9 protein-coding genes are annotated in these 16,155 nt (G+C 43.1%); 8 read left to right on the forward strand and 1 reads right to left on the reverse strand.

The window, feature by feature from the left end; all coding sequences use genetic code 11:
* The first annotated feature begins 210 nt into the window (after nucleotides 1-210).
* From AB4209_RS01390 to AB4209_RS01415, 6 genes are read left to right on the forward strand one after another with little or no spacing between them, the layout of a single operon-like run.
* Complete coding sequence (locus AB4209_RS01390; RefSeq protein WP_372054571.1) at nucleotides 211-1,854, forward strand: ABC transporter substrate-binding protein; 1,644 nt, start codon at nucleotides 211-213, stop codon at nucleotides 1,852-1,854.
* A gap of 45 nt (nucleotides 1,855-1,899) precedes the next feature.
* The gene (locus tag AB4209_RS01395; protein ID WP_372054573.1) at nucleotides 1,900-2,874 is read left to right on the forward strand and encodes an ABC transporter permease; all 975 of its coding nucleotides are present in this window, start codon (nucleotides 1,900-1,902) and stop codon (nucleotides 2,872-2,874) included.
* Between the two features lie 9 nt (nucleotides 2,875-2,883).
* Nucleotides 2,884-3,873, forward strand: coding sequence for an ABC transporter permease (locus tag AB4209_RS01400; RefSeq protein ID WP_372054575.1), 990 nt, complete (start codon nucleotides 2,884-2,886; stop codon nucleotides 3,871-3,873).
* Complete coding sequence (locus AB4209_RS01405) at nucleotides 3,873-4,847, forward strand: ABC transporter ATP-binding protein (protein WP_372054593.1); 975 nt, start codon at nucleotides 3,873-3,875, stop codon at nucleotides 4,845-4,847. Before AB4209_RS01400 ends, AB4209_RS01405 begins: the two co-directional genes overlap by 1 nt.
* Complete coding sequence (locus AB4209_RS01410) at nucleotides 4,837-5,841, forward strand: ABC transporter ATP-binding protein (protein WP_372054577.1); 1,005 nt, start codon at nucleotides 4,837-4,839, stop codon at nucleotides 5,839-5,841. Before AB4209_RS01405 ends, AB4209_RS01410 begins: the two co-directional genes overlap by 11 nt.
* A gap of 60 nt (nucleotides 5,842-5,901) precedes the next feature.
* Nucleotides 5,902-9,354, forward strand: a complete 3,453-nt coding sequence (locus AB4209_RS01415) for a hypothetical protein (protein ID WP_372054579.1) — start codon at nucleotides 5,902-5,904, stop codon at nucleotides 9,352-9,354.
* 116 nt (nucleotides 9,355-9,470) lie between these two features.
* On the opposite strand, the gene AB4209_RS01420 is transcribed toward AB4209_RS01415, so the two are convergent.
* A complete protein-coding gene (locus AB4209_RS01420) occupies nucleotides 9,471-10,487 on the reverse strand; it encodes a LacI family DNA-binding transcriptional regulator (protein ID WP_372054581.1) in 1,017 nt (338 codons plus the stop codon).
* A gap of 507 nt (nucleotides 10,488-10,994) precedes the next feature.
* On the opposite strand from AB4209_RS01420, the gene AB4209_RS01425 reads away from it, so the two are divergent.
* Nucleotides 10,995-14,168 (forward strand): hypothetical protein, encoded by a 3,174-nt coding sequence (locus AB4209_RS01425; RefSeq protein ID WP_372054583.1) that lies wholly within the window; start codon nucleotides 10,995-10,997, stop codon nucleotides 14,166-14,168.
* 159 nt (nucleotides 14,169-14,327) lie between these two features.
* Nucleotides 14,328-15,857 carry an MFS transporter gene (locus AB4209_RS01430; protein WP_372054585.1) on the forward strand — a complete coding sequence of 510 codons (1,530 nt, stop codon included), beginning with the start codon at nucleotides 14,328-14,330 and terminating at the stop codon, nucleotides 15,855-15,857.
* Nucleotides 15,858-16,155 lie beyond the last annotated feature (298 nt).

Raw genomic sequence — 16,155 nt, forward strand, 5'->3', positions numbered from 1 at the left:
AAAAGTAAGGTTTTATTTTTTGTTTGGGTTTTTTCTTTACTTAAGCTGTTGATTTTAAAGTATTAACTTGTGGTGTGATGGCGTTGGCAAAACATCATGGGGAGTTTGTGTCTGCCATATGTTTGCCTTAGGATTTTAATTACAGAATGAAACCGCTTACTTTTTGTTGGTGTGCCTTGTAAGCCACTGCATTGGATAAAGGGAATATTTATGAAGAAACATGCATCTATAGTGTCGGTTGTAATCAGTGCGGCACTTAGCAGTGGTTTATATGCAGCAGATGTTGATCAGTTTGGACAGGGAGGGTCAATCTCGGTCCCTATCATCAATACCGGTTTTCTAGACAACTATAACCCATATACAACAAAAGATATCTTACATGGGACGATGTTTGAGCCGTTGATGGTGTTTAACAACATGACCGGCGAGACGCACTGGCGTTTGGCTGAGTCTGCAACGTATTCTGACGATCTTAAGTCAATCACGTTGAAAATCAGACAAGGGCTAAAATGGTCTGATGGCAGTGCATTATCAGCTGAAGATGTGGTTTATAGTTTTGAATTAGCGAAAAAAAACCCTGCATTTGACCAGAAGGGGATCTGGGCTGAGAATCGATTAGTCAATATTGAAGCGACCGATGAAACAACGATAGTGTTCAATATTGCACAGCCTGACACGACGTTTTTGTGGAACCTCGCGGCTTATCACATTGTGCCTAAAAAAGTGTGGGGGCTACAAAAAGACTTAACGACGTTTACCAACCCAAACCCTATTGGTAGTGGGCCGATGACACAAGTGAGCTATCTTAAATCACAACAAATGGAACTGTGTCGTAACCCGCATTATTACCTTGAGAACCGTCCTTATTTAGACTGCATTACTTTCCGTTCATATAACGATAATTCTCAAATTCAACCGGCGCTTATCAAAGGAGAGATCGACTGGGGGTCGAACTTCATTGCTGATATTGAAAATACCTTTGTTGCCCGTGATCCTGATAATAACCATTTTTGGTATCCAGCCAACGACGCTATCCACTTATATTTAAATACCAAAGAAGCGCCTTTTAATGATGTGAAGGTTCGCCAAGCTCTATCTGTTGCTTTAGACAGAGAACTGATTGTGGATATTGCAGCGTATGGTTATCCGACAGCAAACTTTAACCCTGGTGGCATTGGTGAGCTGTATCAATCTGATATTGATCCCAAGGTGAACGAGAAATACGGCTACCTAACGCAATACTCTCCTGAACTTGCGTCTGATTTGTTGGACCAAGCTGGAATCATTGACCGAAATGGTGATGGGTTTCGTGATCTTGCCAGCGGTGAAACGTTTGAATTCGATATTGAGGTTGTCAATGGTTGGACAGACTGGATTCAAGTTGTCCAGATGGCGACCGAGTTTTATGAAGAGATAGGCGTTAAGTCGAACGTTAAAACAGTCGACTGGGCTGTGTACGACAAAAATCTGAAAGACAGTAAATATAAAGTTTCGATTAACTGGTCTATGGCTGCAGCAAACCCAATCGTAGCGTATCAAGAGTACTTCTCTTCTGACCGAATCGGTAAAACTTGGCATGCAGGTCATGGTATCAATAGCCCTGAAATTGATGCGTTGATTGACAGTTTTGGGAAAACAAACGATAGCACCAAGCAATCTCAAATTTTGTCAGAGCTACAAGAATTCACGGCGCAAAACCTTCCATTCATCCCTTTGTACTCGAACCCTACATGGTTTCAATACAGCGAGTCGAAGATCACGGGTTGGCCGAGTAAAGAGAACCCATATATTCAACCGGTCTTTTATGATGGCGGTAAACGCGTGATCATTCTTAATAACTTACACCTCAAATAAATTCATATAGGAGGGGACTGCCCCTCCCACTGTAAGGATGGCGTTATGTCGTTTCTTGTTCGCCGGTTTGGCTTTTATTTTACTGCTTTTTTAATCGCAATATCTTTCAATTTTATGCTTCCTCGGTTGATGCCGGGTGATCCGGTTGATGCACTTTTTGCTGCCGCTCAAGGCCGTATGGACCCGGATCAAATGGATGCGGTTCGTGAAATGTATGGCTTTGTTGATGGCAATATCTTTGAGCAATATTTTGCTTACATGAAAAGCGTGTTTACATTGGATTTGGGGCCATCTGTGTTGATGTTCCCTGTGAGTGTTTCTGATGTGTTGGCAATGGCACTCCCTTGGACCATGTTTTTAGCGTTAGGGTCGTTGATTGTAGCGCTGATTATTGGTGTCAGCATTGGCACGTATGCCTCTTATCGTCGTGAAGGTTTGTTTGGGCAGCTGGTGCCACCCATTTTGGCATTCATTAGTAACTTTCCTTATATCGTTACTGCTCTGCTGCTGTTCTATTTCTTTGGTTTGAAGCTAGAACTGCTTCCATTAGCGTATACCCACGATCCTTCCCTAGAGCCCGGTATGACGTGGGAGTTCATCTCTAGCGTGGCAAAACATGCTGTGTTACCTGTTGGGTCAATGGTTATCGTTGGCATCTCGACTTGGGTGTTCAATATGCGCAATGCCATGATCAACGTATTAGGTGAAGACTACGTGACGATGGCTGAAGCCAAAGGGCTCAGCAGTTATCGCGTGATGTCTCGATATGCGGGTCGAAATGCCATTCTTCCTGTTGCAACGGCAATTGCTATGGCGATTGGCTTCTCATTTGCGGGTTCAATCATGACGGAAGTTGTCTTTAACTATCAGGGCTTAGGCAACATCCTACTAAAAGGCATCGTTGCTCGAGACTATCCGCTCATTCAAGCAATTTTGCTTATTTTGGTGACTGCCGTACTCACTGCCAATTTCATCGCTGATCTGCTTTACGTTTGGCTCGACCCTCGTATCTCTAATTAAGGCCATCACATGGATAATCTAATCACCAATAAAACCGTTTCGTCTGGCCAAAATTTGCCAGCGCGTGAATCGAAATACTCTTGGAAAAATATTAAGCAAATCTGCGGAAAGGTGTATGCCTTTTTCTACGGTAATCCGCCTGCAATTATCGGATCTTTTTTGCTGACCATCATATTGGTAGGTGCATTAATGGCGCCTGTTTTGGCAACTCATAACCCAGAGAAGCGCGTCGCAAGGCCTCATGTAGCACCGAGTAGTGAGCATATATTTGGCACCACACGCAGTGGACGAGACGTATATAGCCAAGTATTACACGGTGCGAGAAAGTCACTCACGGTGGCGATTTTTGCTGGCGTAATTGCTATGACGATTGCTGTGTTTGTTGGCGTTTCATCGGGTTACTTCGGTGGCAAGATCGATGATCGACTGAATTTCTTAACCAACGTCTTCTTGGTGTTCCCACAACTTCCTCTATTAATTGTGTTAGCGGCATTTTTGGGGCAAGTCGGGTCGCTTGTTATCACCGTGTTGTTGGGCATTACTTCCTGGCCATGGGGCGCGAGGGTCATTCGCGCTCAAACAATGGCAATACGGAGTAAAGAATTCATCATTTCAGCAGAGGTAATGGGCGAGTCCAAAGTTCGTATTATTCTTGTCGAGATCCTACCGAATTTAGTTTCAATCGTTTTTGGTGGCTTCCTTGGAACCGTGATTTATGCCATGGGCTCAGAAGCGGGCTTAGGCATTTTGGGCTTGGGCGATGCGACAGAAGTGAGCTGGGGTTCGATGCTGTATTGGGCGCAAACTTCTTCATCTTTATATACAGGCGCTTGGTGGGAAATGCTGATTCCTGCACTGGCTCTCGCCATTACGGGTGGGGCACTGGCTTTGATCAACATGTCGATTGACCAAGTGAGTAACCCGAAACTTAGAACGGGCCCACATATCAAACTTTGGCACAAACTTAAAAAAGAAGCGGATAAGCGCAGAGGTCTATGATGAGTAACTTACTAGAAATTAATGATCTTTGTGTCGATTATGTCTCGCCTAACGGTATCGCGCGTGCCGTGAACAATGTCAGCCTTTCTATCGCGCCGGGAGAAACGCTCGGTATTGCGGGCGAGTCGGGCTGTGGGAAAAGCACATTAGCGTTTGCCATTTCACGCTTGCACAAAGCACCTGCTCTCATCTCTGAAGGGGAAATCCTTTATAAAGGGCAAGACGTCCTAAAGATGAATAACAAGCAGCTGCGTCAATTTCGCTGGAATGATGTGTCAGTGGTTTTTCAGAGTGCAATGAACTCTTTAAACCCGGTGATTTCTATTGGCGAACAGTTAACGGATGTGATTCTGGCGCATAAACTGGTGACGTATGCACAAGCGTACCAACGTGGAGTTGAGTTACTTAATACTGTTGGTATTCATGGGGAAAGAATGTCGAGCTTCCCTCATCAGTTGAGTGGTGGAATGCGCCAACGTGTCGTTATTGCGATTGCGTTAGCCCTTGAGCCAAAGCTGATTATTATGGATGAGCCGACAACGGCACTCGATGTTGTCGTTGAACGTGAAATTCTCAATGAGTTGTATGACCTGAAGAGCAAATTTGGTTTTTCGATACTATTTATCAGCCACGATTTAAGTTTGATGGGCGAAATAGCGGATCGAATTGGTGTGATGTACGCGGGTAACTTGATTGAACTTGGCGATGCAAAAACAGTATTTAGCCAACCTAAACACCCTTATACCAAGGGTTTGATCTCTTCATTCCCAACGATTCATGGCCCGAAAGAGCGCCTACATGGTATTCCGGGTAACCCCGTTAACCTTCTCGATATTCCCCAAGGGTGCAACTTTCAAGAGCGCTGTACCGAATGTGTCGCAGCGTGCTTTGAAACCGAGCCTCACCTGTTGTCGGTCGAGAACGCCTATCATGTCGCTTGTCATTTAGTGGAAGGAAACCAACATGGATACTGAACAAACAATCGTAAACAGTCGTAAAGATGTGATCTTGTCGGTTAGGAATCTCATGAAAGATTTTCCGGTTGGCCAATCCAGTAAGAACAATATGATGCGCGCCGTGAATGACGTTTCTTTTGAGCTACGCAAAGGCGAGGCGCTTGCCATTGTGGGTGAGTCGGGTTCAGGGAAAAGCACTGGAGCAAGAGTACTTACGCGAATCTACGACAAAACAGCAGGAGACATCGAGTTTAAAGGTGAGCCTTTAGCAGACTATATTAAAAAACATGGTGAGCTAGAGTATGCACGTCAAGTTCAGATGATTTTCCAAGACCCATTTGGATCTTTAAACCCGGTACACACCATTTATCATCATATTGCTCGTCCACTTTTGATTCATAAGCGCGCAGAGAAAGACGCCATTCCCCAATTGGTGTATGAACTGCTGGATATGGTGGGTTTATCGCCGGTAAAAGAGACGGCGGAGAAATACCCTCATGAACTCAGTGGTGGGCAACGCCAACGTGTCGCCATTGCAAGAGCGATCGCAGTAAGCCCGGAAGTCATTTTGGCTGATGAGCCTATCTCGATGCTCGATGTCTCTGTTCGTTTAGGCATCTTAAACTTAATGGCCGAACTGAAAGACAAACATGGTATCTCTTTCATGTACATCACTCACGACATCGCGACCGCTCGTTATTTTGCCGAGAAAACCGCAGTGATGTATGTCGGGCATATGGTTGAGTGGGGGGATAGTGACAATGTCACTCAAAACCCACATCACCCGTATTCACAACTTTTGTTGTCGGCCGTTCCTGAAGTAGGCAATGCCGGTAAACGTGAACTTGGCGCTAAGAAAGGGGACATCCCACTTTGGAAGCCGACCAGTAAAGGGTGTCCGTTTGTGACTCGTTGCTACCATGCAAGCGACAATTGCGCTCAATCGATGCCTTCAGTGACTCAAGTATCAAGTAATCATTTTGTTCGTTGCCATCACATCCCGAACAAGTAACACAAAGACAGTTAATTTTCAGCGCTAAAAGTAAGCGCTTTCATGGTTTGGTTTATTATTATGACATACATTAGAAATTCAGAGGCTCAAGAAGTTTGCGGGCAGTTCGTTGATTTAGACGGAGAGCGTTACTACAAAATCAGTAATGTGGACGCCATGGCGCCCTTTTTTATCAGCGTAGTCTCTGCAAGTAATCATTGGTTATTTGTCTCTTCTTCTGGCTGCCTTTCAGCTGGGCGTATTCGACCTGAAAATGCACTTTTCCCATATCGCTCGGTCGATTACATCCATGAAAATGCAGAAAATACCGGTTCAAAAGCGATAGTAAAAGTGGCTCAAGGTACCAATGCTTCACCCAATTGGGAACCATTCAACCCACACCATGACGGCAAGTTTGATGTTGAGCGCAATATTTACAAGAACGTTACGGGTGACAAAATTGTCTTTCAAGAGGTGAACTATACACTGGGTTTGAGCTATCAATACAGTTGGCAAACCTCTGACCGTTTTGGTTTCGTTCGAGAAACAGAAGTGGCGAATTTAGATTCTCAACCGAAGCATATTGAGATCATTGATGGGATCCAGAATGTTCTGCCTCCAGAGGTGCCTAAAACGGTGATGCAAACAAGTAGCGCGCTGGTGGATGCTTATAAATGGAATGAGCGTGTCGATACTCTGCCGTTAGCACTTTACAGCTTGTATGCCAAATTGAGCGACCGAGCTGATCCAGCGGAATCTTTACGTGCAACGTCTGTGTTCTCACTGGTTGAGAATGAGCATCAGGTGCTACTGAGTTCTAAAGAGTTAACGAAGTTTAGAAAAAACAGTCAACTTAGTGCGCAACCATTGGTTCGAGGCGAGCGCGGTGCTTATTTAATACATCAAAAATTTGAGCTAAAGCCGAACCAAAAACAGAATTGGTTGATTGTGGCTGACATTGATCAGACCCACAAAGAGGTAGAAGTCACCAAAGCATTACTGCTAGAAAGTGGTGCACTGGCTAAGCAAATTAAAACCGACATCAAAGCGAATCAAGACGACCTAATGGGCTTGATGTCTGGTGGTGACGCGTGGCAATTAACGTCTTCAGAAGAAACCGATGTTCATCACTATGCGAATGTTCTGTTCAATAGTATGCGTGGTGGAGTGTTTGTTGATGGCTACGAGCTAGATAGCAGTGACGTTAGAAACACATTTGTTCGTATTAACCAAAAAGTCGCACAAAAACATCGTGATCTCCTGCACTCGCTACCCTCAAAATTGAGCCACCCTGAGCTTATTGCTTTGGTTAAAGAGACACAAGACGAGCAGTTAATCCGCCTTGCCTATGAATACTTGCCGCTGACATTTGGTCGCCGACACGGCGATCCAAGCCGTCCATGGAACCATTATGAGATTAATGTTCGTGATGATGAAGGAAATCGACTGTTAGGTTACCAAGGAAACTGGCGTGATATTTTCCAAAACTGGGAAGCGTTGGCGCTGAGTTATCCGAAATTCATCGGCTCATTTATGACCAAGTTTGTGAACGCCTCGACGGTTGATGGCTATAACCCGTATCGCATCACAAAAGAAGGGATTGATTGGGAGATGTTAGAGCCTGAGAACCCGTGGAGTAATATCGGTTATTGGGGTGATCATCAAATTATCTACTTGCTCAAATTACTGGAACTCGCTGACAAGTATCAAAGCTCCGAATTGGTCGCGTGGTTGAATGAAGAGCACTTCAGTTACGCGAACGTACCGTATGAAATTGTCGGTGCAGAGCAGATATTTAAGAACCCTAAAGATACGGTAACTTTTAATACAGAAAAACAGCAAGTAATTGATGAACGTTGTGAAAAATTAGGCAGTGATGGCCGTCTTGTTATGGGCGCGAGTGATAATGTCTATTTGGTTTCACTGATGGAAAAATTGCTGGTGCCTTTACTGGCGAAGCTAAGTAACTTTGTACTTGATGGTGGTATTTGGCTTAATACACAAAGACCCGAATGGAACGACGCAAACAATGCCATTGTTGGCAGTGGGTTGTCGATGGTGACGTTGTACTACATGCGTCGATACACTTCGTTCATGACTCAGTTGTTAGAACGCGCCCCAAAAAGCTTTACGATATCAAAAGAAGTCAGTGAATGGTTGAACCACAGTTTTTGTATTTTGGAAGCGGCCACGAATGTGTTGAAACATGACGTGGCGACGCCAGAGTTCCGCAAATCGTTGTTAGTCGATTTAGCGAACGAAGGCGAAAAATATCGAAATAAAGTGTATCAACACGGCTTCTCATCGAAAACATCGGTAGACAGCGGTCATCTCAAAGGCTTCATGAATATCGCGCAGTCGCTGATTGACCGAACGATTGAAAACAACAAGCGTGAAGATGGGCTTTACAATGCGTATAACATCTTAGACTTGAACGATGACGGTGCTCAAATTAAAGAGCTATACCCAATGCTAGAGGGTCAAGTCGCGGTATTGAGTGCTGGTGTTTTAGACGGCAAACAGAGCGCCGAATTGCTTGATAACTTGTTTAGCAGTGACATGTACAGAGCTGATCAACAGACATTTATGCTCTATCCAGACCGAGCCTTGAAAGGGTTTATGGACAAGAACAGCATTGATCAACACGCCATAGAATCAAGCACGTTGTTAGAACATATGCTTTTGAGGAATGACACTCGAATCATCACAAAAGATATCAATCAGAAGTATCATTTTAATGCCGATTTTGAAAATGCAGGCGTGCTTTCAGATCGCTTAAATGAAGTAAAACCGGATTACCCAAGCTTTGCCGATAGCGACTGGAAGGCAGTACTGGCGCTTTATGAAGATGTTTTTGAACATAGCGCGTTCACTGGCCGTTCCGGCACGATGTTTGGTTATGAAGGGCTGGGGTGTATCTACTGGCATATGGTGTCAAAACTGTTGCTTGCTGTGCAAGAAAATTATCAAGCTTCGTATCGTGAAACAGGTATGAGCCCATCGACGATCAAGCTTGATAAATACTATTACCGTATTCGAAAAGGCATTGGGTTTAATAAGACCCCTCAAAATTACGGTGCTTTCCCGACCGACCCTTATTCTCATACACCGAAGCAGGCAGGCGCACAGCAACCGGGTATGACAGGGCAAGTGAAAGAAGAGATCATCACTCGTTTTGGGGAGTTGGGTGTTGAGGTTGAGCAGTCTCAGTTGCGAATCCATCCGACATTATTAAAAGCGTCGGACTTTACCACCCGTCTCAAGACATTCAATTACATTGATGTCGATGGGGTTTGCCAGTCGTTGGCGCTAGAAGGTGACGGCTTGGCTTTCACTTATTGTCAGGTACCTTTTGTTTACAAGGTCGACAAAAGAGCTGTGGACACTGGTATTCATGTAAAACTGATGGATGGACAATGTTTGGAGTGTGAAGGCGACCAGCTTTCTCTTGAGTTGACGCAGTGGCTTTTTGAGCGCTCGGCAATGATACATTCAATCTATGTGACTTTACCCAGCTGCGCGATTGAGCGTTAATCTCACTATTAGCTAAGAAGAAACACAAATAAAGCCATATTTACTATGGCTTTATTTGATCTTGTAGAAGTGTAAAAACTTAGAAGCTTAGAAGCCAAAAGCTAAAAGCGACGAAGCTACTCGTCATTCATGTTATTTACGGAGTCTCGAATAACGATGGTTGGGATAAGTTTTCGGCTTGTCATTTTCCCAACGTTATTGATCTGGTCAATGATCATCTCGCCCGCTATTTTGCCCATTTCATGCAGTGGAAAACCAACCGTCGTTAACTGTGGACGCATGTGTTTAGATAGTAAGTCGTTGTCAAAGCCGACAACCGATATATCTTCTCCAATCAGCAGTTTACGCTGTACGCAAACGTCATAGACAGCCAGTGCGATATTGTCGTTTTGACAGAATATTGCGGTGATATTGTTGTCTCGATCAAGCAACTTAGAGGCCGTATCAAAGTTTCCTTCATGGTCAAATCGAGCTTCAATGGTGAGGTTAGGGTCATAAGAGACACCGTGTTCAGCCAGTGCACGAATATAACCAAGTAGGCGATCACGGGCGTCTTGTTTAGACATAGGGCCAGTGATACACGCGACATTTCTATGCCCATTATCCAACAAATGCTTGGTGGCGATATACCCACCGAGTTCATTATCAAGGTAAAGACACTGATCTTTCAGTTCGGTTATTTTTCGGTTGAGCACTACGAGTGCTTTAAAGTCACGGGTTAAGCTTTGCAGCATATCATCTGAGACTTTGTCAGCATGAACAATGGCACCGTCGACTTGTTTCGATCGTAAAAAATTAAGAGCATCGTGCTCCTTTTTTTCATCGTCTTGCCCGCTGGTCACTATAAAATGAAGCCCGTTTCGATAAAGCGTGTCTTCCGCTGAATGCATTAAAGGGCCATAAAAAGGACCGTCTAAGCTTCCTACTAACATACCGATACTGTTGGAACGGTTACTGGCTAACGCTTTAGCGGCTGAATTTGGAGTATAACCAAGGTCGGCGATGGCCTTTTTTACTTTTTCTAAGTTCTTCTCTTTTACCGAGTCTTGACCATTTATCACGCGAGAAACAGTGGCTTGCGAAACATTGGCGTATTCAGCGACTTCTTTAATTGTTATGACTTGTTTTTGCATAATAGGTCGAAAATGTCCGTGTTTAATAGATGATGTGTTTCAACTGGAAAAGGTAAGAGTTTGATGTCAACACCATACAAATGAATGCAAGTGTTTGATTCAAAATTATCTTTTAAGCTTTAGCCCAATTTTATACGCCTTAACTGCTGAGGTACAGAAGAAAGCGGTTCAAAATTCTACCTAGGTAGCAAAAGCAACAATATCTTGCATTTTTGCTTGGTATAAAACCCACCACAGAGGCGAGCTTTAAACGCCTAAAGCGAGTAATAACCTCGTTTATTTAGGGGGTAGTTCACGTTTTTTGAGTGCATTTTAACTTTTCGTAGACTTATCCAATTGAGTGAAGTTATCTTACAAGCATAAAAGAAAGCGCTTTCTTTTTCTTTTGCGATGATTCATTCGATGGGCGTTGCATTAGAGAGGTCTGGATCAGTCAGACACGTACAGAAAGGCTTTAACGCATTTTTCTCATGTCGGGATACAAGAGTTTAGGTAGGTAGAGTGACCATGAATAAAGAGTATTATTTGGAAAATGAAGAGTTTGTAATTAACGATTATGACTTAAAGAAGACATTTTCTTCATTTTTGCCGGGGTTAGCTGGAAAGAAAGGAATTCCGCTTTGGGCGTTTTACGTTAATCGAGGGCAGGGGTTATGTTCTTTTGGTGTAGAGAATAAGGATAATCCTATTCTTGAATTTTCACCGGCAGTGACCGCTTACCAAAATGTTGACCGAATTGGGTTTCGCACCTTTGTGAAGTTAAACAATGATGTGTATGAGTTTTTTGGCACTCAGCGTTCTGAAAATACCCAGCGTAAAATGTACATCAAGCGTGATAAATTTAAGATTACTGAAGAAAATCAAAATCTTGGTTTATTAGTAACGGTGACATATTTCGGCCTTCCAAACGATAGCCTTGCTGCCGTTATGAGAAAAGTAGAGATCAAAGATTTGTCGGGTACAACACGACATATCGAGCTGATTGATGGATTGTCGCAAATTCTTCCATACGGTACGCCAAATACGCTATTCAAAGAGATGTCGAACTTACTGAGAAGTTGGATGGATGTCTACAACTTAGAAAATGACGTGCCATTTTTTAAGATGCGCTCAACTACGTCAGACAGTGCAGAAGTTGGCACATTAGATAAGGGTAACTTCTATCTGTCTTTTGCTAATGAACAGCTTATTCGTCCAATCGTTGATGGTGAAATTATATTTGGTCACGACACGTCTATGTCGACACCGATTTCTTTTCAAGAACATTCCATTAATGAGCTAAAACAGAAAGCGCAAATTACCGCAAATAAAATTCCAGTCGGTTTCTCTCCAGTGGCATTTGACCTTAAGAGTGATGACACTTTTGTTCTGAGAACCATTATTGGCCACGCCAACGATCTCGAACAGTTGAATGATAAAGTCGATGAGATGGTTTCAAGCCATTACTTTGACACTAAAGAGCAAGAGTCTGAGGCCGTGATCAACGAGTTGGTTCAAGAAGTCGAATGTCAGACATCGAATCCAATCTTTGATCAGTACATCAAGCAAAACTATCTCGATAACATTTTGCGTGGTGGCTACCCGTTAATATTCGAAGGGAATAAGACAAATCATGTTTATCATGTCTTTTCTCGTAAACACGGTGATCTTGAGCGCGACTATAACTTATTCAATGTAGCTCCTGAGTATTTCTCGCAGGGCAATGGTAACTTCCGAGACGTATGTCAAAACCGCCGAGTCGATTCACTCTTTAACCCAAAAGTGGGTGACTATAACGTAAAACTGTTTGCTTCACTGATTCAGCTAGATGGTTATAACCCGCTAGGTGTTAACGGTTCGACATTCCAGTTTAATCGTAATGTGGATATCAAATCTTTAATCGCAGAGAACTTTGATAATAAGCATGACGTTATGGAAGGTGTTTTAGGTAAAAAATTCACGCCCGGTACTGTCATCAACACCATGTCAAATGAAGGTATTACGTCTTCAAAAGATGAAATGACGCTGCTGTCTGATCTTTTAAAGCATGCTGAACAAAACATTGAAGCAAGTTTTGGAGAGGGCTTTTGGGTTGACCACTGGACTTACATTCTTGATTTAGTTGAGTCTCACTTGGCTGTTTACCCAGATACCAAAAAAGCATTCTTGTTTGATAACTACGACTATAAATACTATTCATCACCTGTCACCGTTTTACCAAGAGACGAAAAAACGGTACTGACAGCGGAAGGTAAAGTAAGGCGTTACGGCTCTATTTTGCACAACGATGAAGAGAAAGTAGAACAACTGGCTATGGATGTGAACGGCTCTAACTGGGTGGTTGATGCACAAGGTGAGCAGATAAAAACCAACCTGTTTACGAAACTGTTTACGTTAGCGTTTAACAAGTTTTGTACGCTTGACCCTGAAGGCATTGGCATTGAGATGGAGTCAGACAAGCCTGGCTGGAATGATGCGATGAACGGCCTACCTGGGTTGTTTGGCTCTGGCGTATCGGAAACGGTTGAACTTCTCAGACTCTTAAAGTTCCTAGCAAGTGCGTTTGATTATTCAGGCTCAATGCAGCTGCCTACTGAGTTTACTGAGTATGTATTCCGTGTTGATTCGCTTCTTAAATCGAGCCTAACAGGGTTTGAATATTGGGACGAGATTTCTTCAATCCGAGAAGAGTATCGTCAAGCTGTGAGATTCACCGTTACCGCTAATTCAGACCAGCTGAATGTATCAGATGTGATTGCATTGCTTGGAAAAATGACAGCTAAAGTCGAAGCGGGCATCGAGAAAGCGAAAGCATTGTCGAACGGGGTACTTCCTACGTTTCTTTACTATGAAGTCACACAATACGAAGAGATTCTTAAAGACGGCATGCCAAAAATCGGTAATTATAAGTTGCCGCTGGTTCGGGCAAAAGCCTTCAAACTTAATGTTTTACCGGCTTTCTTAGAAGCGCCCGCTCGCCTGTTGAAAGCGAATACAGACACCCAAGGCAATGTGTCAGATTACAACAAAATCAAAGCGACAGGCATCTACGATACAGAGCTAGGCCAATTTAAAACCAGTGAGTGTTTGGATGAAATGAGTTTAGAGATCGGTCGAGCGCGCGCATTTACCAAAGGTTGGCTTGAGCGTGAATCTAATTTCTTACATATGAACTACAAGTATTTGCTTGGCTTATTAAAAGCAGGAATGTACGAACAGTATTTTAATGAGATAAACACCAACCTGATTTGTTTCATGGACCCTGAGGTGTATGGCCGAAGTATCTTAGAAAACTCATCATTTATTGCACCAACATGCAACCCAGACCCTAAAACGCACGGTCAAGGTTTTGTGGCTCGTTTGTCTGGGTCAACCGTCGAAATGCTTCATATGTGGACTATGATGATGTTTGGCGACAAACCGTTTGTGATGAATGGCGACACGTTAACACTTAACTTGAAGCCAGCACTGCCGGCGGCATTCTTTGATGAAAACAATCAAGTGTCATTTACGTTTATGGGTGCGACGAAAGTGACTTACGTCAATCATTCACGACTGAATACATACGATGAGTTCAGTGTTTCTGAATACGTAATGAAGTATTCGAATGGCAGCACAATCGCATTAACTGAAATCAATGGTGAACATGCCGAAGACCTAAGAAACGGCGAGATATCAGAACTTATTGTGACGATGAAATAACGAACAAATATAAGGCACATGGTTAGTGTTTAGCGTACCGCCGACGTTCGGAGTAGGCGGTACGCAATTAAATAAACAGTAATTCGTGTTATGAATTTAAATAATAAGTTTTGCCTTTATCTTAGGCGAAAACCTATTGATGGATTAAAGGGTATTAAAATGAGTGAAGCGAATCAATCAGCAAGCCAGGTTAACGTAGGGGCGAGCTATCAACCTACGGCCAATGGCTGTGTGCCGTTGTATCAAAAGATTGCCTTTGGTGTAGGCTCTTTAGCGAATCAGCTATTTGCTGCTGCGCTGGGTGTGTTCATGATTGTGCTGGTTATGGGGCTAGGCATGGACCCATTGCTTGTGGGTATTTTAGGCGCGGTTCCTCGTCTGTTCGATGCGATTACAGACCCATTAATGGGGTATATTTCTGATAACTCACGCACGCGTTGGGGACGCAGACGTCCATATATTTTTGTTGGCGCCATCATCACAGGTGTCGCTTTTATGCTGATGTGGCAAATATACCCAGAGAATGGTGAAGCCTATAACTTTGTGTACTTTTTAGTGCTCTCATTATTGTTCTACTTAGGTTACACCATTTTCGCGACGCCTTTAGTGGCTTTAGGCTATGAAATGAGCCCAGATTTTCATGAGCGAACTCGTATTATGGCGGTTTCTCAATGGATAGGGCAATTAGCATGGGTGATTGCGCCTTGGTTCTGGGTAATGATCTACGATCCGAACCTTTATGAGTCTGCTGCAATTGGTAGCCGTGAGTTGGCTATTTGGGTCGGTCTGCTTTGCCTAGTGTTTGGTATTACACCGGCTCTATTCTGTAAAGAGCGAGCACCAACAGAGCAAACAACTGAAAAGCTGACACTCTCTTCTTTCAAAAATATTTTTGGGAAGTTTTTTAAGGGAATTTGGCAAACCTTTAAATGTTTACCGTTCGTAAAATTGTGCAGCGCGACATTCCTTGTTTTCAATGGTTTCCAAACAGTGGCTCAGTTCTCTTTCTTTATCATTGTCTTTTACGTATTCAATGGTGATCAAGGTGCAGCTGGAACATGGCCTGCTTGGTTCGGTACTATCAGCTCACTATGTACTTGCTTATTAGTGATTCCGATTATTACCAAAATCTCACAAAAGTTTGGAAAGAAAAATGCCTTTATTATCGCGACTCTAGTATCAATTTTAGGCTACATACTTCGCTGGTGGGCATTTGAACAAGCACTGAACCCAAGTACCCACTGGATGATGTTTGTTTCATTACCTCTGATGGCTTTTGGTATAGGCGGCTTGTTTACTTTAATGATGTCGATGACTGCAGATGTATGTGATTTAGATGAGTTAAACACAGGTGAGCGTCGTGAAGGGGTGTTTGGTGCGGTGTACTGGTGGTTTGTTAAGTTGGGCACAGCCATTGCTACCTTGATGTCTGGTTGGGTACTAAGTTCAATTGGCTACAAAAGGCTGGAAGAGATCAGAAACTCTCTGATTGGCGGTGAAGCACTTTTGGATATGCCAGAAGCGTTAGAGATCATCAATTTAATGAGAGTAGCGGACATTCTTATTCCGGTGGTAACAGCGGTATTGGCCATTGTTGTTATGTATCGATACGACTTCACGGAACAAAGAGCAATTGAGGTGAGACAAGAGCTAGAGTTTCGTCGAGGTAAGATCAAGCACGCAGAATAATACAAATGAACTTAGGTTGTTAATCTTGCGCGTTCCAGTTTTAATATGCGAGATCGGACTAGTGTGACTGTACTACTTCTATATTAGCCAGCAACGTGAGTTGTTGGCTTTGTTACATAGAGCGATTTATTCTAAGTGTTTTTAAATGCTTTATATTGTTATCTTCCTGATGGTTTTATTTTTGTCGATTTATTTTTTTTAATGTATGAGAAAGTAACAAGGTAACGGAGTGATGGGTTAAACTTAGATAAATATATTTAAACAATTATAATGTGTAGATTTACTAAGTGGTTTGTTC

Origin of the sequence: Vibrio sp. 10N.286.48.C11 (genome assembly GCF_041469805.1) — a bacterium.
GTDB classification, from domain to species: domain Bacteria; phylum Pseudomonadota; class Gammaproteobacteria; order Enterobacterales; family Vibrionaceae; genus Vibrio; species Vibrio crassostreae_C.